The organism is Micromonospora sicca, from assembly GCF_003172935.1.
Classification (GTDB): Bacteria; Actinomycetota; Actinomycetes; order Mycobacteriales; family Micromonosporaceae; genus Micromonospora; species Micromonospora sicca.
In genome coordinates, this window is sequence record NZ_QGKS01000188.1 from 1 (window position 1) to 19,925 (window position 19,925).

At 74.6% G+C, this 19,925-nt stretch carries 15 protein-coding genes and 1 pseudogene; 7 read left to right on the forward strand and 9 right to left on the reverse strand.

From position 1 onward, the window contains the following. From DKT69_RS41620 to DKT69_RS11620, 3 genes and pseudogenes are all read right to left on the reverse strand, one after another. Window positions 1–950: pseudogene (locus tag DKT69_RS41620) on the reverse strand (adenylate/guanylate cyclase domain-containing protein); the annotation flags it as partial. Continuing rightward, window positions 869–2,845: an ATP-binding protein gene (locus DKT69_RS39675; RefSeq protein ID WP_497529393.1), complete on the reverse strand. Its 1,977-nt coding sequence runs from the start codon at window positions 2,843–2,845 to the stop codon at window positions 869–871. The pseudogene DKT69_RS41620 and the gene DKT69_RS39675, both read right to left, overlap by 82 nt. 156 nt (window positions 2,846–3,001) lie before the next feature. After that, a complete protein-coding gene (locus DKT69_RS11620) occupies window positions 3,002–3,223 on the reverse strand; it encodes an FmdB family zinc ribbon protein (protein WP_109801580.1) in 222 nt (73 codons plus the stop codon). A 56-nt stretch (window positions 3,224–3,279) separates the two neighbouring features. Here DKT69_RS11620 and DKT69_RS11625 point away from each other — a divergent pair, with 56 nt between their 5' ends. The 3 genes from DKT69_RS11625 (at window position 3,280) to DKT69_RS11635 (ending at window position 9,091) form a co-directional block, all read left to right on the forward strand. Next, window positions 3,280–4,635 (forward strand): lytic transglycosylase domain-containing protein, encoded by a 1,356-nt coding sequence (locus DKT69_RS11625; protein WP_109801581.1) that lies wholly within the window; start codon window positions 3,280–3,282, stop codon window positions 4,633–4,635. 72 nt (window positions 4,636–4,707) lie between these two features. Continuing rightward, window positions 4,708–5,724 carry a GNAT family N-acetyltransferase gene (locus tag DKT69_RS11630; RefSeq protein WP_109801582.1) on the forward strand — a complete coding sequence of 339 codons (1,017 nt, stop codon included), beginning with the start codon at window positions 4,708–4,710 and terminating at the stop codon, window positions 5,722–5,724. A 94-nt stretch (window positions 5,725–5,818) separates the two neighbouring features. Continuing rightward, a complete protein-coding gene (locus tag DKT69_RS11635) occupies window positions 5,819–9,091 on the forward strand; it encodes a lamin tail domain-containing protein (RefSeq protein WP_109801583.1) in 3,273 nt (1,090 codons plus the stop codon). Window positions 9,092–9,147: 56 nt separating this feature from the next. On the opposite strand, the gene DKT69_RS11640 is transcribed toward DKT69_RS11635, so the two are convergent. After that, window positions 9,148–9,651, reverse strand: a complete 504-nt coding sequence (locus tag DKT69_RS11640; protein ID WP_109801584.1) for a helix-turn-helix domain-containing protein — start codon at window positions 9,649–9,651, stop codon at window positions 9,148–9,150. A gap of 647 nt (window positions 9,652–10,298) precedes the next feature. Between DKT69_RS11640 and DKT69_RS39680 the strand changes: the two genes are divergently transcribed. Both DKT69_RS39680 and DKT69_RS11650 read left to right on the forward strand, forming a co-directional pair. Further along, the gene (locus DKT69_RS39680; protein WP_236647712.1) at window positions 10,299–10,559 is read left to right on the forward strand and encodes an RNA polymerase sigma factor; all 261 of its coding nucleotides are present in this window, start codon (window positions 10,299–10,301) and stop codon (window positions 10,557–10,559) included. A 2-nt stretch (window positions 10,560–10,561) separates the two neighbouring features. Beyond that, complete coding sequence (locus DKT69_RS11650; RefSeq protein WP_146231048.1) at window positions 10,562–11,707, forward strand: TolB-like translocation protein; 1,146 nt, start codon at window positions 10,562–10,564, stop codon at window positions 11,705–11,707. Here the strand turns inward: DKT69_RS11650 and hemB are convergent. Genes hemB through DKT69_RS11675 form a run of 5 tightly spaced genes read right to left on the reverse strand, consistent with a single transcriptional unit; the run spans window position 11,701 to window position 17,406 of the window. Beyond that, complete coding sequence (hemB, locus tag DKT69_RS11655) at window positions 11,701–12,684, reverse strand: porphobilinogen synthase (protein WP_109801586.1); 984 nt, start codon at window positions 12,682–12,684, stop codon at window positions 11,701–11,703. The genes DKT69_RS11650 and hemB overlap by 7 nt on opposite strands. Window positions 12,685–12,702: 18 nt before the next feature. Next, on the reverse strand, window positions 12,703–14,283 hold the full coding sequence (locus DKT69_RS11660) for a bifunctional uroporphyrinogen-III C-methyltransferase/uroporphyrinogen-III synthase (RefSeq protein ID WP_109801587.1): 1,581 nt from the start codon (window positions 14,281–14,283) through the stop codon (window positions 12,703–12,705). Next, on the reverse strand, window positions 14,280–15,248 hold the full coding sequence (gene hemC / locus DKT69_RS11665) for a hydroxymethylbilane synthase (RefSeq protein WP_109801588.1): 969 nt from the start codon (window positions 15,246–15,248) through the stop codon (window positions 14,280–14,282). Before hemC ends, DKT69_RS11660 begins: the two co-directional genes overlap by 4 nt. Continuing rightward, window positions 15,245–16,639 carry a glutamyl-tRNA reductase gene (locus DKT69_RS11670; protein WP_109801589.1) on the reverse strand — a complete coding sequence of 465 codons (1,395 nt, stop codon included), beginning with the start codon at window positions 16,637–16,639 and terminating at the stop codon, window positions 15,245–15,247. The genes hemC and DKT69_RS11670 overlap by 4 nt, the downstream gene beginning before the upstream one ends. After that, window positions 16,636–17,406, reverse strand: a complete 771-nt coding sequence (locus DKT69_RS11675) for a redox-sensing transcriptional repressor Rex (protein ID WP_109801590.1) — start codon at window positions 17,404–17,406, stop codon at window positions 16,636–16,638. The genes DKT69_RS11670 and DKT69_RS11675 overlap by 4 nt, the downstream gene beginning before the upstream one ends. 414 nt (window positions 17,407–17,820) lie before the next feature. On the opposite strand from DKT69_RS11675, the gene DKT69_RS11680 reads away from it, so the two are divergent. Together DKT69_RS11680 and DKT69_RS11685 are read left to right on the forward strand one after the other, a co-directional pair. Further along, complete coding sequence (locus tag DKT69_RS11680) at window positions 17,821–19,122, forward strand: sensor histidine kinase (RefSeq protein ID WP_109801591.1); 1,302 nt, start codon at window positions 17,821–17,823, stop codon at window positions 19,120–19,122. A 130-nt stretch (window positions 19,123–19,252) separates the two neighbouring features. Next, on the forward strand, window positions 19,253–19,912 hold the full coding sequence (locus DKT69_RS11685; protein WP_109801592.1) for a response regulator transcription factor: 660 nt from the start codon (window positions 19,253–19,255) through the stop codon (window positions 19,910–19,912). Window positions 19,913–19,925 lie beyond the last annotated feature (13 nt).

The window sequence follows — 19,925 nt, forward strand, 5'->3', positions numbered from 1 at the left end:
GCCGTGGGCAGGCGGGGCGCGGGGACCTCACCGCCCGGGTCGGGGTCGACCACTCCGCGCCCGGCCGGCGCGGCGCCGGGCTCGCCGAACCGGGGCGAGTCCACCGCCAGGTCGGGATGCTCCACGCCGAGCGCCAGCGCCGCCGCCTCCTCCAGCCCCAGCTCGCCGCCCTCGCCGTACGCGGCGTCGAAGGCCCCGTCGCCGAGCACCCGGCGCAGCTGCGCCTGCCGGTCCAACCAGTACGGGCCGTAGATGCCCGGGGTGGCCCGCAGGTTCGCCCGGGTCGCCTGCGCCGCCCCGAAGAGCCGGGCCGCGGTCACCGGGTCACCGCCCAGCGCGCAGCGCACCGCGATCGCGTGCAGCGTGTCGCAGGCCCGATTGAGGTAACCGTGGCTCATCCGGGAGCGGAGCGCCACCAGCAGATGCTCGTGCGCCGCGACCAGATCCCCGCGCGCCAGCGCCACCATGCCGAGCAGCATGTCCACCGAGCGGCGGCCCCGCTCGGCCGGGCGGGCCGCCTCCACCGGGCGGGCCGCGCCGAGCAGCTCGGCCGCCTCCTCCAGCGCGCCCCGCCGCCAGAGCAGCTCGGCGAGGTTGTGGATGGCGAGCAGCGCGTCGGAGACCACGTCCTGCTCGTGCGCCCACTCGATCACCTCGCGGCAGACCCGCTCGGCCTCCGCGAACTGTCCCATGTCGACCAGCGGCGCCGCCCGGCCGGCCAGGACCCGGGCGAGCAGCCCTAGGTCGCCCGCCTGCCGGGCGGCGGCCTCCGCCCGCTGCGAGTAGCGCAGCTCCTCGGCGAACTCACCGTCCGCGCCGGCGTGCAGCGAGTGCATGTGGTACGCCGCCGCCAGCTCCGCCTCCGGGATCACCTCGCCGGTCTCGGCGATCCGGCCGTACAGCCGGAACAGCCAGAGCCGCCCCTCCCGGGCCAGCCCCCGCTCCGCCACCACTGGTCCAGCCCGCCGGCCAGGCCCAATCCGGAACGGGCGCTGCCGCCGGTGGCGCACCAGCGCAGCGCGGCCCGCAGCTCCCCGGCCAGCGGGTCCAACGCGTAGAGGGAGAGGGTGACCGGCCGGCCGTCCGGCCCGAGGTGCGCCCGCTGCAACGCGTGCCGCGACCAGGCGACGTGCCGGTCCCGGGCGGACTGCTCCTCGCCCGCCTCGACCAGCCGCCGCGCCGCGTACGCCCGGATCGGGTCGAGCATCCGGTAGGTGCTGCCGGAGGCGTGCGGCTCGGCCAGCACCATCGACTTGTCCACCAGCACGGAGAGCGGGTCGAGCGGGTCGTCGTCGAGCAGCCACTGGACGGTCGGCAGGTCCACCGGGCCGGCGAAGACCGCCAGCCAGCGCAACAGCCGCGCTGAGCGGGCGCCGAGCGTCCGGTACGACCAGGTGACGGTGGCCTGCATGGTCAGGTGCCGCTCGCTGGCCGACCGCTGCACCGCCCGGGTCGCCGGGGTGGGCGGGCTGATCCCCGCCGCCGCGGCCACCAGGTCCACGGTGTCCTGCTGGTTGCCCGACCAGCCCGCCTCGGCCGGCGGCGGCTCGGGCTCCTCCCGGCCGGCGTCCAGGGTGCCCAGCATGTCGTCCAGGCGCTCGGCGAGCTGACCTGCGGAGAGCACCCGCAGCCGCGCGGCGGCCAGCTCGATGGCGAGCGGCAGCCCGTCCAGCCGCCGCACCACCCGGCGCAGGTCGGCCTGCTCCGCCGGGTCGGGCGGCCGGCCGCCCCGGGCCGCCGCCGTCCGGTCCAGCAGCAGCGCCACCGCGTCGCTCTCCGACCCGTCCGGCCGCGGGTCCACCGAGAGCGGCGGGATCCGCCACACCGCCTCGCCGGGCACGCCGAACGACTCCCGGCTGGTGGCGAGCACCCGGACGCCGCGCCCGCCGGCCAGCAGCCGGGAGATCACCTCGGCCGAGGCCGCCGGCTGGGCGTCGCAGGTGTCCAGCACGACCAGCATCCGGCGGGCGGCCGCGTACTCGACCAGAGTGTCCACCATGCGCCGGCCCGGCTCCGGGCGGAGCCCGAGCACGGCGGCGATCTCGAACGCCACCAGCCCCGGGTCGGTCACCGCGGCGACGTCGACGAACCAGACTCCGTCCGGGTAGGACTCCACGACTCCGGAGGCCAGCTCCACCGCCAGCCGCGTCTTGCCGGCGCCGCCCGCGCCGAGCACGGTCACCAGCCGGTACGTCTCGACCAGCCGCCTCAGTTCGGCCCGTTCCAGCTCGCGGCCGACGAACGAGGTGATCTGGGTCGGCAGGTTGTGCGCCGCCGCGTCGGCGGTGCGCGGTCGCGGGAACCGCCGCTCCAGCCCCGGCGCGAGCAGTTGGAACAGCCGCTCCCGGTCGTCGAAGCCGCGCAGTCGGTGCAGCCCGAGGTCCAGCAGGGACGCCCCGGCCGGCAGCGGGTCGGCGCGCCGGGCGGTCGCCGCCGAGCAGAGCACCTGCCCGCCGTGCGCGGCGGCGGCCACCCGGGCGGCGCGGTGCACCTCCGGGCTGGCGTACTCGCCGTCCCGGGGTTCGGCGTAGCCGGTGTGCAGGCCCATCCGGACCCGGGGCGCGGCCTCCGGGGTGGGCCAGTCGTGACTGGCCAGCGCCCGCTGGGCGGTCAGGCAGGCGGTGAGCGCGGCGGCCGCGTCCGCGAAGGCGAGGAAGAACGAGTCCCCCTCGGTCAGCAGCTCGGCGCCGTCCGTGCCGGCCAGCGTGTGGCGCAGCAGCCGGCGGTGTTCCCGCAGCACCGGGCGGTAGCCCGGACCGAGCAGCTGGGCCAGCCGGGTCGAGCCCTCGATGTCGGTGAACACGAAGGTCACCCATCCGCTCGGGAGGTGGATCCGTGGCGACATGCGTGGAACCTCCGCCCCTGACGTCGGCTTCATGCTGCCCTATGGTCACGCCGTCACGCATCGTGAGAACGGTTGGCCGCATTCCGACCCAAGGTGCCACCGGATCTGGTCACCGGCAAGGTACGGGTCGGCCGGCGGGACGAGGCGGGGCCGCCGTCAGCAGCCGCAGCCACCGCCGCAGCAGCCACCGCCGGCGGGAGCGGACGACCCACTGGCCGGGCGGGCGCCACCCCGACCGGTGACCGCCACGGTGGACAGCAGCCGCACCGTGTCGGCGTGCCCCTGGGGGCAGGACGCGGGCTGGCCGGCCTCGGCCATCGGCCGGTTGACCTCGAAGGTGCCGCCGCAGGCGCGGCAGCGGAACTCGTACCGGGGCATGCCACCAGGGTACGACCGGGCCTGACGCCCGGGCGGACATGGGTGATACTCGACGGGTGGTGGACGGCGAGGACACATCGAGGGTTCGGCCCCTGCGACCGGCCGCACCGCCCGACGACCCCGGGACCGCAACGGAGTCCACACCGGTCCCCCGCCCCCGGCGCCCCTGGCTGAGGTCCACGCAGCCGGCCCCCGCCGGCGCGCCGCCGGAGCCCGCCGGCGCGCCGAAGCCCGCCGAGGGCGAGGCCAGGGCGGCGGATGCGCCACCCGTCGACCGCACGCCGACGGCCGGCGAGGTCGAGCCGACGGCCGGCGACGCCAATGCCGACAAGCCGGAGGCCGACAAGCCGGAGGCCGACGGACCGAAGGCGGACGAACCGAAGGCGGACGAACCGAAGGCGGACGAACCGGACGCCGGGCAGGCTGCCGCCGCCAGTAAGCGTCGGCGGGTGCCGTTCGCGCACGCGGTGCGGGTGCCGCCGCCCCGGCAGCTCGCCGTCGGCGCGGCCCGGGCCACCCGGGCCTGGTCCCGCCGTCCGAGCGGGCGGGCCACCCTGCCCGGGGTGTTCCTGCTCGTCCTGGTCGGGGCGACCGCGGCAGCGGGCGCGCTGCTGGTGCCGCAGGCGACCCGGACGTCCCGCCCGGTGGCCGTGGACGCCACCGCGAGCGTCTCCGCCACCGGCGTACCCGAGGGGGGTGCGCTGCCCGGGCCGACCGGCACCGCCGTACTGCCGGGTCTGCCCGGCGCCACCGGACTGCCCGGCACTCCCCTGCCGACGGGAACGCTGCCCGGCGGGGGGCGGCCAACCGGGCCGGTCGTCGGTCCGGCGTCCACCGGCCGGCCGGCGGACGCGCTGGCCGCGTGGGCGCAGCAGATGAGCGCGCGGACCGAGATCCCGGCTGTGGCGATGCAGGCGTACGGCTACGCCGAGCTGGTGCTGGCCGAGACGCACCGCAGCTGCCAGCTCAGCTGGACCACCCTCGCCGCGATCGGGTACGTCGAGTCCCGGCACGGGTCGGCCAACTCCGCCACCCTCGGGTCGACCGGCCGGGCCGAGCCGGAGATCGTCGGCGACCCGCTGGACGGGCAGGGCGGCCGGTCCCGGATCCTCGACACCGACCGGGGTCAGCTCGACCACGACACGGTCTACGACCGGGCGCTCGGCCCGATGCAGTTCATCCCCAGCACCTGGCAGGAGATCGGCGCGGACGCGGACAACGACGGCCGCCGGGACCCGCACGACATCGACGACGCCGCCCTCGCCGCCGGCAACTACCTCTGCAAGGGCGGCCGGAACATGACCATCCCGGGCGACTGGTGGGGCGCGATCCTCTCCTACAACGACGTGCGTCGGTACGCCCAGAGCGTGTTCGACCGGGCGAACGAGTACGGACGGCTCAGCCGTACGTAAGGTGATCGTTCGCATACATTGGAGAACTGGGCACTTCCCCCCAGCAGCCGTTGACGGCAAGCTAGACGGGTGATGGTGCGCGAGTGGGACCCCAGGACCGCGTCGTCCGCCGAGATCGCGTCGCTGCTGGACACGCTGAACGCGGTCCTCACGGCCGACCTCCCGCAGGATCCGCCCTGGCGGGAGAGTTCCCTGCGGGAATACCTCTCCGAGGTGATGCCCGGTGAACGGCGGATCTCCTGGGTCGCCCAGGAGGAACCGGCCGCCGACGGCACCCCGGGGCGGATCCTCGGGCAGGTCCAGGTGCTGCTCCTCGGCGGGATCGGGGTGCTGGAGGTGCTGGTGCACCCGTCGGTCCGGCGCACCGGGCTGGGCCGCACCCTGGTCAAGCTGGCCGCCCGCCGGATCCGGGACGAGGGCTTCGGATCGATCGGCGTCGAGGTCGTCGGGGACACCCCGGCGGTGGCCTTCTACGAGTCGCTCGGCTTCGCCCGGGAGTACGTCGAGACCCGCAGCGTGCTCGACCTGGGCGCGGTGGACTGGCCGGCGCTGGCGGAGATGGCCACCGGCATCGGGGCGGGCTACCACCTGGAGTTCTGCCCGGGCGGCCCGCCCGACGACGTGATCGAGGCGTACGCGCGGGCCAAGGCGGAGGTGCGCGACGTCGACGACGGCGAGCTGCGTCCCAGCTCGTACGACCCGGAGCGGCTCCGGGACAGCCTGGACACGCTGCACCGGCGTGGCATGAAGCCGTACATCGTGCTGGCCATCCACGAGCAGAGCGGGGAGGTGGCCGGGCTGACCGAGGTGGTCGTGCCGGCCCAGCACCCGACCCGCGCCGACCAGTACGACACGATCGTGGTGCAGGACCACCGGGGCTACGGCATCGACCGGGCGATCAAGGCGCGGATGCTGCTGGAACTGCGCTCGGCCGAGCCGGAGCTGGCCGAGGTGCAGACCTGGAACGCCCAGGCCAACGAGGCGATGCTGAAGGTGAACGCCGAGCTGGGCTACCGGCCCGACCGGGACTGGTGCGAGTACGGCGTGGACGTCGCCGAGCTGGTGCACCGCCTCGACGCCCACCCGTGACGGATATTCATCAAACGGCCTGCCGGGGGATGGACGCCGGACAGGAAAGCCCCTTAACGTGCGTTAGTTCCCGTCCGCCCATCGTGGAGGCCTCATGCGCCCGCGCCGCACAATAGCCGCGCTCGCGACCACCGCCGCCGTCTCGATCACGGCCATCGGCGTCGCACCCCCCGCGGCCAGCGCCGCGCCCACCGACCTGTTCATCTCCGAGTACGTCGAGGGCCTGTCCAACAACAAGGCGATCGAGCTCTACAACGGCACCGGCGCCCCGGTCGACCTGACCGCCGCCGGATACCAGCTCCAGCTCTACTTCAACGGCGCCACCACGTCGACGAACGTCGCCCTGAGCGGCACGGTGGCCGCCGGTGACGTCTTCGTCTTCGCCGCCTCCTCGGCCGCGCCGGCGATCCTCGCCCAAGCCGACCAGACGTACGGCGGCTCGCTGTACAACGGCGACGACGCGATCGTGCTGCGCAAGGGCGGCGCCGTGGTCGACTCGATCGGCCAGGTCGGCGTCGACCCGGGCACCGAGTGGGGCACCGGGGTCACCAGCACCGCCGACAACACGCTGCGCCGGCTGCCCACGGTGACCGCCGGGGACACCGACCCGTCGGACGCCTTCGACCCGGCCGTCCAGTGGGCCGGCTTCGCCACCGACACCTTCGACGGCCTGGGCAGCCACTCCGTCGACGGCGGCGGCCCGGTCGACCAGCCGGCCAAGCTCACCTGCGGCGGCACGCTGACCGTCGAGGCGGGCGCCACCGCGACCCGCGAGGTGACCGCCACCGACGCCGACGACACGGTCACCGACCTCGCGGTCACCGCCGTCAGCCCGAGCCCGGCGACCGGCTCGATCAGCCGTACCGCCGTCACCCCGGCGAGCGGGGTCGGCGGCACCGCCACCGCCACGGTCACCGCCACCGGCCTGCCGGCCGGCTCGTACACCGTCACCGTGACCTCGACGGACGCCGGCGGCACGACCGCCACCTGCACGCTCACCGTGCAGGCCACGACGGTGCTGTCGGTGGGCGAGGTGCAGGGCCGGACCGGAGAAGACGAGAAGGGCGCCACCGACCGGTCACCGCTCGCCCCGGCCAGCGGCAACGGCACCAGCTCCAGCCTGTACGACGTGCGCGGTGTGATCACCCAGAAGTCGCTCACCCGCAGCTCCGCCGGGGCCGACCAGTACGGCTTCTACCTGCAGAGCCGCACGGGCACCGAGGACGGCGACCCGCTCACCTCGGACGGCATCTTCGTCTTCATGGGCTCCTTCACCACGCTGATCGGGGGCTACGCGCCCACCGTCGGCGACGAGGTGGTGCTGCGCGGGCGGGTGTCCGAGTTCTTCAACCAGACGCAGCTCTCCAGCGCCTCGCTGGTGCGCAAGCTGGACTCCGGCCTGGACGTCGACACCGCCGTGCGGGTCGACGACGCGACGCCGCCGGCCGACGCGGCGAGCGCCGACCTGTACTGGGAGCGGCACGAGGGCGCCCGGATGCGGGTCCGCTCGGGCAGCGGGGTCTCCGCCCCGCGGCACATCTTCGCCTCCACGGCCGACTCGGAGATCTACGTGGTGGACCGCGAGGACCCGATCATGCAGCGGGCCGACCCGTACGCCCGCCGGGTGTTCCGGGACGCGCACCCGCTGGACGACATTCCCGGCCAGCTCTTCGACAACGGCAACAACCAGCGGGTCCTGCTGGGCGCGGGCGGGGTGAAGGCGACCGCCGGTGACTCCGGCGCGCTGCTGCCGGAGGCCCGCACCTTCGACACGCTGACCGAGGACGCCTACGGCGCCATCTCGTACGCGTTCAGCAAGTACAGCGTCCAGCCCGAGCAGCTGACCCTCACCGGTGGCGCCGACCCGTCGGCGAACAACCCGCCGCAGCCGGCGAACCGGAACACCGAGGTCGCGGTCGCCACCTACAACCTGGAGAACCTGTACGACTACCGGGACGACCCGTTCGACGGCTGCGACTTTGCCGGCAACCCGGGCTGCACCGGGGTCTCCCCGCCGTTCGACTACGTGCCGGCCAGCGAGGCCGCGTACACCGAGCGGCTGGGTGTCGAGGCGCGGCAGATCGTGAACGCCCTGCACAGCCCCGACCTGGTGCTCGTCCAGGAGGCCGAGGACCAGGACATCTGCTCGGTCGCCGACGGCAAGCTGGTCTGCGGGACCACGAACGACGCCGACGGCGCGCCGGACACCATCCAGGAGTTGGCGCTCACCATCGCGGCCGACGGCGGTCCCGCCTACGCCGCCGCGTACGACCGGACCGGTGCGGACGCCCGGGGCATCACCTCGGCGTTCCTCTACCGCACCGACCGGCTGACGCTGGCCGAGGCGACCGCCACCGACCCGCTGCTCGGCACCACCCCGACGGTGGAGTACCGCTCGGCGGGGCTGCCGGCCAACGCCGACGTGCAGAACCCGAAGGCGCTCAACGCGGTGCTGCCGGCGGACGTGGACCGCTCCACCGGGGTGGACGGCGCAAACGTCTACACGCGCGCCCCGCAGCTCGGGAAGTTCACCGTGGCGGCCGCGCCCGGCTCGTCGGAGCACTACACGCTCTGGGCGTTGAGCAACCACTTCTCGTCGGGGCCGGACAGCCGGGTCGGGCAGCGCCGGGAGCAGGCCGCGTACGGCGCCGCGCTGGTCAAGGCCATCGAGGCCGGGGACCCGAACGCCCGGGTGATCTACGGCGGTGATCTGAACGTCTTCCCGCGCCCGGACGACCCGATCGCCACCGGGGCGAACCCGACCCCGTCGGACCAGCTCGGGCCGCTGCACCAGGCCGGCATGCACAACCTCTGGGACGACCTGGTCGCGGACGTGCCGGCGGCGGCCTATTCGTACACCTTCAGCGGGCAGGCGCAGACGCTGGACAACCTCTTCACCAACGACAAGCTCCACGACGACCTGGTGCAGATCCGCTCGGCGCACATCAACGCCGACTACCCGACCGACGCCGAGGGTCTCGGCGACCGGGGCGCCAGCGACCACGATCCGCAGGTGGCCCGATTCCGCTCCCGGGCGTCGCTGGCCGTGGCGGACGCGTCGGTGGCCGAGGGCGACAAGGGCGACAGCGCCCTGACGTTCACGGTGACGGTGTCCCGGCCGCTCTCCGAGTCGGCGCTGATCTGCGCCACCACCTACGGCACGTCCGCCCAGGCGGGCTCCGACTACGACCCGTACGTCGGCTGCAAGACCCTGGCCGCCGGCCAGACGTCGCTCACCTTCCCGGTGACCGTCCGCGGTGACCGGAAGGTCGAGGCGGACGAGCAGCTCACGCTGTATGTGGCGGGTGTGCCGGGGCTTGAGCTCGTCGACCCGGTCGCCGTCGGCACCATCGCCAACGACGACTGACCGGTCCGCCCCGAGGCGGCCCGTCGTCCAGCTCACCGGCTGGACGACGGGCCGTTTCAGTACGTCCACCGCCGCGGATCCTCCGGGGGCGGCACGCCACGGTACTTCGCCACCCGCACCTCCCACTGGCTGCGCCGGCGGCGCGCCTCCCGGTCGATCGGGCAGCGGTGGAAGGTCTCGGGCGGCCGGGCCAGGCCGTAGATGTCCGCCCACAATTCGCCAGGCTCGGGGTCGAGGATGAGCTTCAGGTGGGACGGATACCGGCGGCCGGCGCCGTCGCGGGTGTCGTCCCAGTCCTCCATCGGCTGGATCACCCGGCCCTCCTGGTCGACCACGACGAGGTAGAGGCCCGCCGCCCCCAGCAGCCGTTCGAGCACCTGGAGACTGGGCGTCATCCCCCCGGCCTCGACCCTGCCCACGGTCGACGGCGCCACCTTGGCGAACCGGGCCATCTGCCGCTGGCCGAGCCCGGCGATCCGGCGGGCCTGCCGGACCAGACCGGCGATCGGGACACGACCGATTGTCTGCCCGGTCGGCGGTGGATCGAGCGCGGAAGCCATGCCCGAACCCTGCCCAGCGGGACACACCACCGGCAACCCCTGTGGACAACCCTGTGGACAGAGCGTGCGACCGCCCCTCGCGTGCCGACCCGCCACCACGGGGATCCACCTGACCCCCTTTGCTCTGCTGCAGCGACCGCAACACTGGGAGCACTTCGGTGTTGCGTGGGCTGCAGCAGAGCAAAGGACGAGAACCAACAAGTCACAGGGCGGACCGCCAACCGGGGCGAGGGCCGCCAGCCGGGGCGAGGGCCGCCAGCCGGGGCGAGGGCCGCCGGCCACCGCGCGGACCGCCAACAGTCGAGGTGCCAGAAACGGGGGCAACGGATGGAACAGCCGCCCCCTGCCACGCGTGTACATGGCATGGGAAACCACCCGGCAGCGCCGGCCCGTGCCCCCGAAGCTCTCTCGCCCGACCGCCCGGCGCCGCCCGGAACCCACCGGGACCTGCCGTTCGAGCAGTTCTACCGGGAGCACGTGGACCGGATCCACCGGGCGCTCGCGCTGGCCGTCGGAAACCCGGCCGTGGCGCGGGAGGCCGCCGACGAGGCGATGGCCCGGGCGTACGCGCGCTGGGACCGCGTTCGGAAGCTCGACAACCCGGCGGGCTGGGTGTTCCGGGTCGGGCTGAACTGGGCCACCTCGTGGTGGCGAAAGGTACGGCGGGAACGGCCACGGCCGACGACTGGCAGGCACCGGTGGCGGCGCCCGACCCGGCCGGCCTGGCCGCCCGGTCGGCCCTGGATCGACTGCCCGCCGGCCAGCGCACGGTGATCGTCTGCCGGGTCCTGCTGGACCTCTCCACGGCGGAGACCGCCGCCGTGCTGAACCTGGCCGAGGGCACGGTCCGCAGCCGGCTCTCCCGTGGCCTGGCGGAGCTGCGGGTCGCGCTGGAGGAGAAGGAGTGACCGTGAACGGCGTACCCGAGGATCTGGCCGACCTGGTGCACCGCGCCGCGCTGGCGACCCCGCCGCACGTGGGCGATCTCGCGAACGTACGCCGGCGGGCCCGTGCCCGGCGACGGCGTCGGGCCGCGGCGACCGCGGGCGGCCTGGTCGTTCTGGTCGCGCTCACCGGCGGTGCGGTCCCGCTGCTGGCCGGGGGCCGGCTGGCACGGCCCGCGACCACCGCACCCGCGCCGGCCAGCCCCGTGCCGGCGCCGCCACCGCCCACCATCCGGCCCGCCGAGCCGGCGCAGCGACTGATGATCGCGGTGGATTGGACCACCTGGCGGCTCGACGGCGGTAAGGGGCCGGAAGTCGGCCTGCGCGGCGGGGGCGAGGTGCTACCGGACGGGTCGGTGCGACGGCACCGGACGCCGAAGGACTTCAGCCCCGGCGCGGCGCTGCCGGACGGGCGGCTGGTCGGACTTTTGTACACCGACCTGATGCCCGGGGTACGGCGCACCGACGGCCCGAACGTCGAGGGCCTGTCGATCAAGCTGGTGGTGCTGGGCCCGGACGACGCCGTGGAGATCAGCCGGGAGGTCCGGATCAAGGGCCAGAGCATCGAACTGCTCGGCGCCGACCAGCGGTACGCCTACCTGGCCCGGGACGAGGGGATCGTCGCGCACGAGCTGACCACCGGCCGGGAGCGGATCCTGCTCCGGTCGTCGGCCGCGGGCGTCGACCTGATCGCGGCCGGCCAGACCTCGGTCGGTTCCGACCGGTTGGCCGAGCAGCGCACCGACCAGCCCTGCCGCACCGACGTACGCCGGCTCGCCGACGGAAAGCGGATCGCGCGGTTGACGGCCGACGGGATCTGCATGAACGGGCTTCGGCTCTCCCCGGACGGGCGACTGGTCGCCGTCCCGTACTTCCTTTCGAACCACGGCGGACAGCAGCGGGTGGCCGTCTACGAAACCGGCACCGGCAAGCTCCGCGTCGACCAGGCGATCGGAACTCCCCGCCGGGTGCCCGTGCCCGGCGGCGTCCAGGGGCTCGCCTGGGCCGACGACACGTCGCTCCGGGTGGCCTGGGCCGAGCTGCCCGCCGGGGCCCGTCGGGTCTACTCCGTGGAGGAAGTGCTGAAGGTGGTGACCGTCAGCGTTCAGTAGCGCTGGCGGAGCAGCTGGGCGGCCTCGACCGCCCAGTAGGTGAGGATGATCTGGGCGCCGGCCCGGCGGATCGAGGTGAGCGTCTCCAGCATCACCCGCTCCCGGTCGATCCAGCCGTTCGCGGCGGCCGCCTCGACCATCGCGTACTCGCCGGAGACCTGGTAGGCGGCGACCGGGACGTCCACCGCGGCCCGGACCGCCGACACCACGTCCAGATAGGGCAGCGCCGGCTTGACCATCACCAGGTCGGCGCCCTCGGCGACGTCCAGCTCCACCTCGCGCAGCGACTCCCGCAGGTTCGCCGGGTCCTGCTGGTAGGTCCGCCGGTCGCCCTCCAGGGCCGACTCCACCGCGTCGCGGAACGGGCCGTAGAACGCGGAGGCGTACTTCACCGCGTACGCCAGCACCGCGACGTCCTGGTGACCCGCGGCGTCCAGGGCCCGGCGGACCACGCCGACCTGGCCGTCCATCATCCCGGACGGCCCGACCATGTGGACGCCCGCGGCGGCCTGGGCCACGGCCATCTCGGCGTACGCCCGCAGGGTGGCGTCGTTGTCGACCCCGCCGTCCGGGGTGAGCAGGCCGCAGTGCCCGTGCGAGGTGAACTCGTCCAGGCAGAGGTCGCTCATCACGACCGTGGCGTCGCCGACCTCGGCGACCACGTCCCGGATCGCCACGTTGAGGATGCCGTTCGGGTCGAGGCCACCGGAGCCGGTGGCGTCCCGCTCGGCGGGCACCCCGAACAGCATGATCCCGCCGACCCCGGCCTGCACCGCCTCGACGGCGGCCTTGCGCAGCGAGTCCCGGGAGTGCTGAAGCACCCCCGGGAGCGACGCGATCTGGCGCGGCTCGGTCAGCCCCTCCTTGACGAACATCGGCACGACCAGCTCGGCCGGGTCGAGGCGGGTCTCGGAGACCAGCCGCCGCACCGCCGCGTTACGGCGCAGCCGGCGGGGCCGGATCTCGGGGTACGGCATGGCGGGCCTCCTTGACGATCAGCGGAACCGCAGGGCGGTCGGGCCCTGCACCTTCGAGCCGCGGCGCTGCTTCGCCGGCATGGCGGCGAGCTTCTCGCGCAGCTCGACGGCGTAGGCGGCGAGCGCCTCCACCAGGTCGGGCACCGAGGCGTGCTGAGGCTGCACGTCGACCCGCAGGCCGAACTCGGTCGCGGTCTCCGCCGTCTTGGGCCCGATGACGGCAACAACGGTACGCGCGTGCGGCTTCCCGGCGATGCCGACCAGGTTCCGGACGGTGGAGGACGAGGTGAAGAGCACCGCGTCGAACCCGCCCGACTTGATCGCGTCGCGGATCTCGGCGGGCGGCGGGGCGGCCCGGACGGTCCGGTACGCGGTCACGTCGTCGACCTCCCAGCCGCGCTCGGTGAGCCCGGCGGCGAGCGTCTCGGTGGCGATGTCGGCGCGCGGCAGCAGCACCCGGCCCACCGGGTCGAGGATCTCGTCGTGCGGCGAGAACTCGGCCAGCAGCCCCTCGGAGGACTGCTCGCCCGACGGGACCAGCTCCGGCTGGATGCCGAACGCGCGGACCGCGTCGGCGGTCGCCTCGCCGATACAGGCGATCTTGACGCCGCCGAAGTGCCGGGCGTCCAGGCCGTGCTCGGCGAACTTCTCCCAGACCGCGCGGACCGCGTTGACCGACGTGAAGATCACCCAGGCGTACCGGCCGTCGACCAGGCCCTTGACCGCCCGCTCCATCTGGGCCGGGGTACGCGGCGGCTCGACCGCGATGGTCGGCACCTCGCACGGGATCGCCCCGTACGCGCGCAGCCGGGCGCTCATCACGCCGGCCTGCTCCTTGGTCCGGGGAACGAGCACCTTCCAGCCGTACAGCGGGCGGTTCTCCCACCAGCTCAGCTTGTCCCGCTGGCCGACGCCCTCGCCGATGGTGAGCACCACCCGGCCGGTGAAGCCGAGCGCCGCCGCGACGAACGAGTCCACGGTCGACGTGGTGGTGTACTGCGTCTCGCCGGTGCCGTCCCCGGTCACCCCGACGCCGGTCGTGCCGTCCACCCCGGCGGCCAGCAGGCCGTCCCGGATCGCGGCCAGGTCACCCGCGTCCACGGCCAGGGCGAGCGAGCCCCGGCCGACGGCGGCGGCCAGCGCGTCGAAGTCCAGCGTGCTGACGTCCTCGACGTCGGCGGCGGTCCGCACCCCCGGCAGCGGCACACCCGCGTAGGTGGCCACGCCCTCGGCCTGGCCGACGCCCGGGACCACCTCGAAGTGCGCGGCGGTCCGCGCGACCGCCTGCACCTCCTTGACCACCGAGTCGTGGCCGAACGGGTCACCGGCGACCAGGTGCACCGCGTTCTGCCCGGATCGGGCCGCGGAGATCAGCACCTTCGCCACGTCCCCCGGCGCGCCCTCGGCGGGGCTGAACTGGGCGTCGGACTTGGCCTGGGCGCGGACGGCGTCGAGCAGCGACTCGGGGACTCCCCGGTCGTACACCACCTGGTCGGCGTCGACCAGGGCGTCGTGCGCCCGGCGGGTCAGCAGGCCCGGGTCGCCGGGGCCGGCCCCGACGAACGCGATGCGGCCTACGGGCTTACGGGTGCGGGTCATTCGTTGCTCCCAAATTGCTGGGTCCCCGGGGCGGCGTGTCCTTCTTGGCCGAGGATCGAGTCGGCGCCGAGTTCGAGGAGCTCGGCGGCGAGTGCCTTGCCGATCTCCGCCGCGTCGGCGGGCGTTCCGGTGCGGGACAGCCGGAGGTCACGAGTACCGTCCGGGCTGATCACCGCCCCGCGCAGGTAGATCTCCTCGCCGGCGTCACCCTCGGCGAGTTCGCCGTAGGCGGCCACGGGCGCGGTGCACCCGGCCTCCAGGGTGGCCAGCAGTGCCCGCTCCGCGGTGACCGCGGCACGGGACGGTGCGTGGTCGAGCACCGCGAGCAGCTCGACCAGGTCGGTGTCGTCGGCCCGGCACTCCACGGCCAGCGCGCCCTGGGCGGGCGCGGGCAGCATCAGCATCGGGTCGAGCGTCTCGGTGATCACGTCGGTCCGGCCGAGCCGGGCCAGCCCGGCCCGGGCCAGGACCACGGCGTCGAGGTCGGCGTCCGGGCCGAGCACCCGACGGAGGCGGGTGTCGACGTTGCCCCGGATCGGGGTGACCTCCAACTGCAGGCCGAGGGCGTGCAGCTGGGCGATGCGGCGCAGCGCGCCGGTGCCCACCACCGCGCCGGGCGGCAGCTCGGCGAGCGTCCGGCCGCCCTTGGCGACCAGCGCGTCGCGCGGGTCCTGCCGGGGCGGCACCGCCGCGATGTGCAGCCCGGGGGCCGCCGCCGTCGGCAGGTCCTTGTACGAGTGGACGGCGAAGTCGATGGTGCGGGCGGCCAGCGCGTCCCGCAGGGCGGAGACGAAGACGCCCACGCCGAGCCGGTGCACCGGGGCCGAGGAACGGTCGCCGGCGGTGACCACCTCGACCAGCTCGACGTCGCGGCCGGTCGCCGCGGTGAGGGCCTCGGCGATCTGGCCGGACTGGGCCATCGCCAGGGCGCTGCCCCGGGTGCCGAGGCGCAGGGGGGCGGTCATCGCGCACCTCCGGTGGACGGGACATGGGATTCGGCCACCGGCACGTCCGCGACCTCGAACGACGGCCGTCCGGCCGGGTCGGTCTCGACCACGTCGGGGACGTTGTCGACCGGGGAGGTCTGCGGCACCTCCAGGTCGAACAGCTCGCGCAGCAGGGCCGCGTACTGGTCGCCGCCCGGCTCGGCGGCGAGCTGGCGGACCCGCACGGTGGGCTGGTGCAGCAGCCGCTGCACCACCCGGTGCACCGTCCGGGCGACCTCGGCGCGCTGGTCGTCGGTGAAGTCGGGGCGGCGCTGGGCGAGCCGGCGCAGCTCGGCGGTGACCACGTCGTCGGCGCGGCCGCGCAGGGCGGCCACGGTGGGCGCCACGTCCGCGCCGCGCAGCCAGGACAGGAACGCCTCGACCTCGCCGGCGACGATCCGGGTCACCTCGGCGGCGTCGGCGGCGGCTGGCCCGTCGGCGAGGATCGCCGCCATCCGGTCGATGTCGATCACCTCGACGCCGGCCAGCTCGGCCACGCCCTCCTCGACGTCACGCGGAACGGCGAGGTCGAGCAGCACCAACGGGCCCCGGTCGGCGTCCCGGCGGGCCAACGCCCGGGTCACCACGTCGCGGGTGAGGACCGGTTCGGTGGCCGCGGTGGCGGCCACTACGATGTCCACTGTGGAGAGCGCGTCGACCAGCTCGGCCATCGGGACCGCGTTCGCGCCGTACGACTCGGCCAGCCGGACGGCCCGGTCGGCGCCGCGGTTGGTCACGGTGAGCGGCCCGGCGCCCAGCCGGGAGAGCGTCGCCACGCCCAGCGAGCCCATCGCGCCGGCCCCGACCACCATGGCGGGCCGGCCGGAGAGGTCGCCGTCGAGGAGACCGGCGGCCAGGTCCAGGGCGGCGGTGACCACGCTCTGACCGGCCCGGTCGATGTTGGTCTCGGCGTGCGCCCGCTTGCCCACCCGCAGCGCCTGCTGCATCAGCTCGTGCAGCAGCCGGCCGGCGGAGTCGGCGCCGCTGGCCCAGTGGTACGCGTCCCGGAGCTGGCCGAGGATCTGCGCCTCGCCGACCACCATCGAGTCCAGCCCGGCGGCGACCCGGAAGACGTGGTCGACGGCGGCGGCGTCGTAGTGCACGTAGAGGTGGTTGGCGAGCGCCGCCGGCGGGGCCCCGGCCTGCTCGGCCAGGACGGCGCAGATGTCGCCGAGGCCGCCGTGGAAGCCGGAGACGGCCGCGTAGACCTCCACCCGGTTGCAGGTGGAGACGAGCACGGCCTCGGCGACGTACGGCTGGGCGACCAGGCGGTCCAGGGTGCGGGTGAGATCGGCTGGGGCGACCGCCAGCTGCTCCAGCGTGGCGACCGGAGCGGTGCGGTAGGACGCGCCGACGACGAGCAGTTTCACGTGCCGATCGCCTCCTGGGTGTCGGTGGCCGCGAGCCCGCCGGGCAGGGCGGTGAGGGCGGACCCGGCGGTGCCGGGGAGCGCGGTCAGCGACGCCTTGCGGTGCTCGTGGAAGGACAGGATCTGCAGCTCGATCGCGAGGTCGACCTTGCGCATGTCGACCCCCTCCGGAACCGAGAGTACGCACGGCGCGAAGTTGAGGATGCTCGTCACGCCGACGGCGACGAGCTGGTCGGCGACCGCCTGGGCGGCCGACGCCGGGGTGGCGATCACACCGATCGAGATCAGCTGCTCGGCGGCGACCCGGGGCAGCTCGTCGACATGCCGGACGACCAGGCCGTTGATCTCCTCGCCGACCCGGGCCGGGTCCGCGTCGAAGAGCGCGGCGATGCGGAAGCCCCGGCTGGCGAAGCCGTCGTACCCGGCCAGGGCGTGACCGAGATTACCCACGCCGACCAGGGCGACCGAGCGGCACTGGGTGAGCCCGAGCACGGACTCGATCTGCTCGATCAGCAGCGCCACGTCGTAGCCGACGCCGCGGGTGCCGTACGAGCCGAGGTGGGAGAGGTCCTTGCGGAGCTTCGCCGAGTTGACGCCGGCGGCGTTCGCCAGGCCCTCGCTGGACACCGTCTCGTGGCCGGCGTCGGCGAGATTGTGCAGCGCGCGAAGGTATTCCGGGAGCCGCGCGACGGTCGCCTCGGGCAGGTCCGGAAGCGCCGGTACGGCACCGGCGCGGCCGGGCGCGCCAGGGTGACGGTGCTGACTCATGAGACTCCGTGCGGTGCGATCCTCGACCAGCGTCGGCGGCCGGCCGTTTCGGGACTCCCGCTGGCGACCGATGTTGCCGGCTGTGCTAGCAGGGCGCGTCGGAACTACAGAGTAGGCGCTTGTGAAGACGTGCACAAATCGCGATCTTGCTGGCCCGCGACGCGCCTCCACCTGCCCCTCCATTCCACAAGATCGATCTGACGCACTCCATCGGCGCCGCTCGGCGATTATTGCTCAATCCCGACTTCTCTGACCAATCGCGCGCGCTCCGTCGCGCTGTGTCATGATGGATCTTGGTCGAGGGTCACTCCCCGCCGCCGGTCCGGCCGACCCGGTCACGGTAGGGAGAACCCCACCCCGGACAGGCCCGCGCACGGGATGGGTCCGGCCCGCCGTCGCCCATAGCCTCGTGGCATGACCGCCATTCCCCTGGCCACCATGCCGGCCCCGGCACCCGCCCGCGGCGTCACCCGTCAACTCCTGCGCGACTCCGGCTACGTGCTGCTCGGCCTCCCCCTGGCCCTCGCCGGCTTCGTGATCGTGGTGGCGGGGATCTCACTCAGCGCCGGCCTGCTGGTGACCACCGTCGGCCTGCCGGTCCTCGCCGGCACCCTCTACGTGGCCCGCGGCCTGGCCGACATCGAGCGGCTGCGGCTCCCCGCCGTGCTGCGCCAGCCCCGGGTACGCCCCGAGTACCTGGTCCCCGAGCCGGGCGCGAAGCTCTGGCGCCGGGTCTTCGTGCCGATGCGTGACGCCCAGTCCTGGCTCGACCTGGCGCACGGCCTGCTCAAGCTGCTGGTCGCGCTGCCGACCTTCGTGCTTCTGCTCGTCTGGTGGGCGGTCGCCGTCGCCGGCACGCTCTACGGCGCGTACGACTGGGCCATCCCGCGCGGCCCGGACGACCAGGACCTCAGCCAGCTCCTCGGGATGGGCGACCGGGCCGGCGCGCGGATCGTCCTGAACACCGCGCTGGGCGTGTTCTGCCTGTTCACCCTGCCGCTGCTGGCCCGGGCCTGCGCCCTGCTCCAGGCGGGCCTGGCCCGCTCTCTGCTCACCGGGGTGGCCGAGATGCGCAACCGGATCACCACGCTGGAGGAGCAGAAGCGCGCCGCCGCCTCGGCCGAGGCGTCCGCCCTGCGCCGGCTGGAACGCGACATCCACGACGGCCCGCAGCAGCGCCTGGTCCGGCTCGCCATGGACCTGAGCCGGGCCCGTCAGCAGCTCGCCGCGGATCCGGAGGCCGCCCGCCGGACCCTGGACGAGGCCGTCACCCAGACCCGGGAGACCCTCGGTGAGCTGCGCGCCCTGTCCCGGGGCATCGCCCCACCGATCCTGGTGGACCGGGGCCTGCCCAGCGCCGTGGCCGCCCTCGCCGCCCGCGCCCTGGTCCCGGTCGAGCTGATGATCGAACCCGAGCTGGGCACGCCCAGCGGGCGCCTCGACCCGGCGGTGGAGAACACCGCGTACTTCGTGGTGGCGGAGGCGCTGACCAACGTCGCCAAGCACAGCCAGGCCACCTCGTGCCAGGTCGAGGTGACCCGCCGGGTCGGCCGGCTGGAGATCGCCGTACGGGACGACGGGGTGGGCGGCGCCCACCTGGCCAAGGGGCACGGGCTGGCCGGCATCGCCGACCGGGTCCGGGCCACCGGCGGCACGCTCGACGTGGTCAGCCCGACCGGCGGCCCGAGCGAGGTCCGTGCCGAACTGCCCCGCTGAAGCGGCCGGCGGGCCCGCCGCGCCCGAGCGAGATCCCGCGCCGAGCCGCCCCGGTGAAGCGGCCCCCGCCGACCCCGCCCTGGGCTGGGAGGGCTGTCCCGGTGGCGGCGGCGTGGTAGACACCGGAACCATGCGGGTGGTGATCGCGGACGACGCCGTACTGCTCCGGGAGGGGCTGGTCCGGCTGCTGACCGAGTCGGGACACGAGGTGGTGGCCGCCGTCGGTGACGGCGACGCGCTGGTCGAGGCGGTGGTGACGCACCGGCCCGACGTCTCGGTGGTGGACGTCCGGATGCCGCCCTCGCACACCGACGAGGGGCTGCGGGCGGCGGTGGAGGCCCGGCGGCTGGTGCCGCGTACGCCGGTGCTGGTGCTGTCCCAGTACGTCGAGGTCTCGTACGCCGACGACCTGCTGGCGACCACCGGCGGGGCCGGCGGCGGCGGGATCGGCTACCTGCTCAAGGACCGGGTGGCCGCGATCGACGAGTTCCTGGACGCGCTGACCCGGGTGGCCGCCGGTGGCACGGTGCTCGACCCGGAGGTGGTCGGCCAGCTGCTGGTCCGGCGCCGCCGCGACGACCCGCTGCGGGAGTTGACCCCGCGCGAACGCGAGGTGCTGGCCCTGATGGCGGAGGGCCGTTCCAACACCGCCATCGCGAGAGCCCTGGTGGTGAGCGACGGCGCGGTCGAGAAGCACGTCCGCAACATCTTCACCAAGCTCAACCTCCCCCCGGACGCCACCCACCACCACCGCCGGGTCCTCGCCGTCCTCACCCACCTCCGCGCCTGACCCCGGTCAGGGG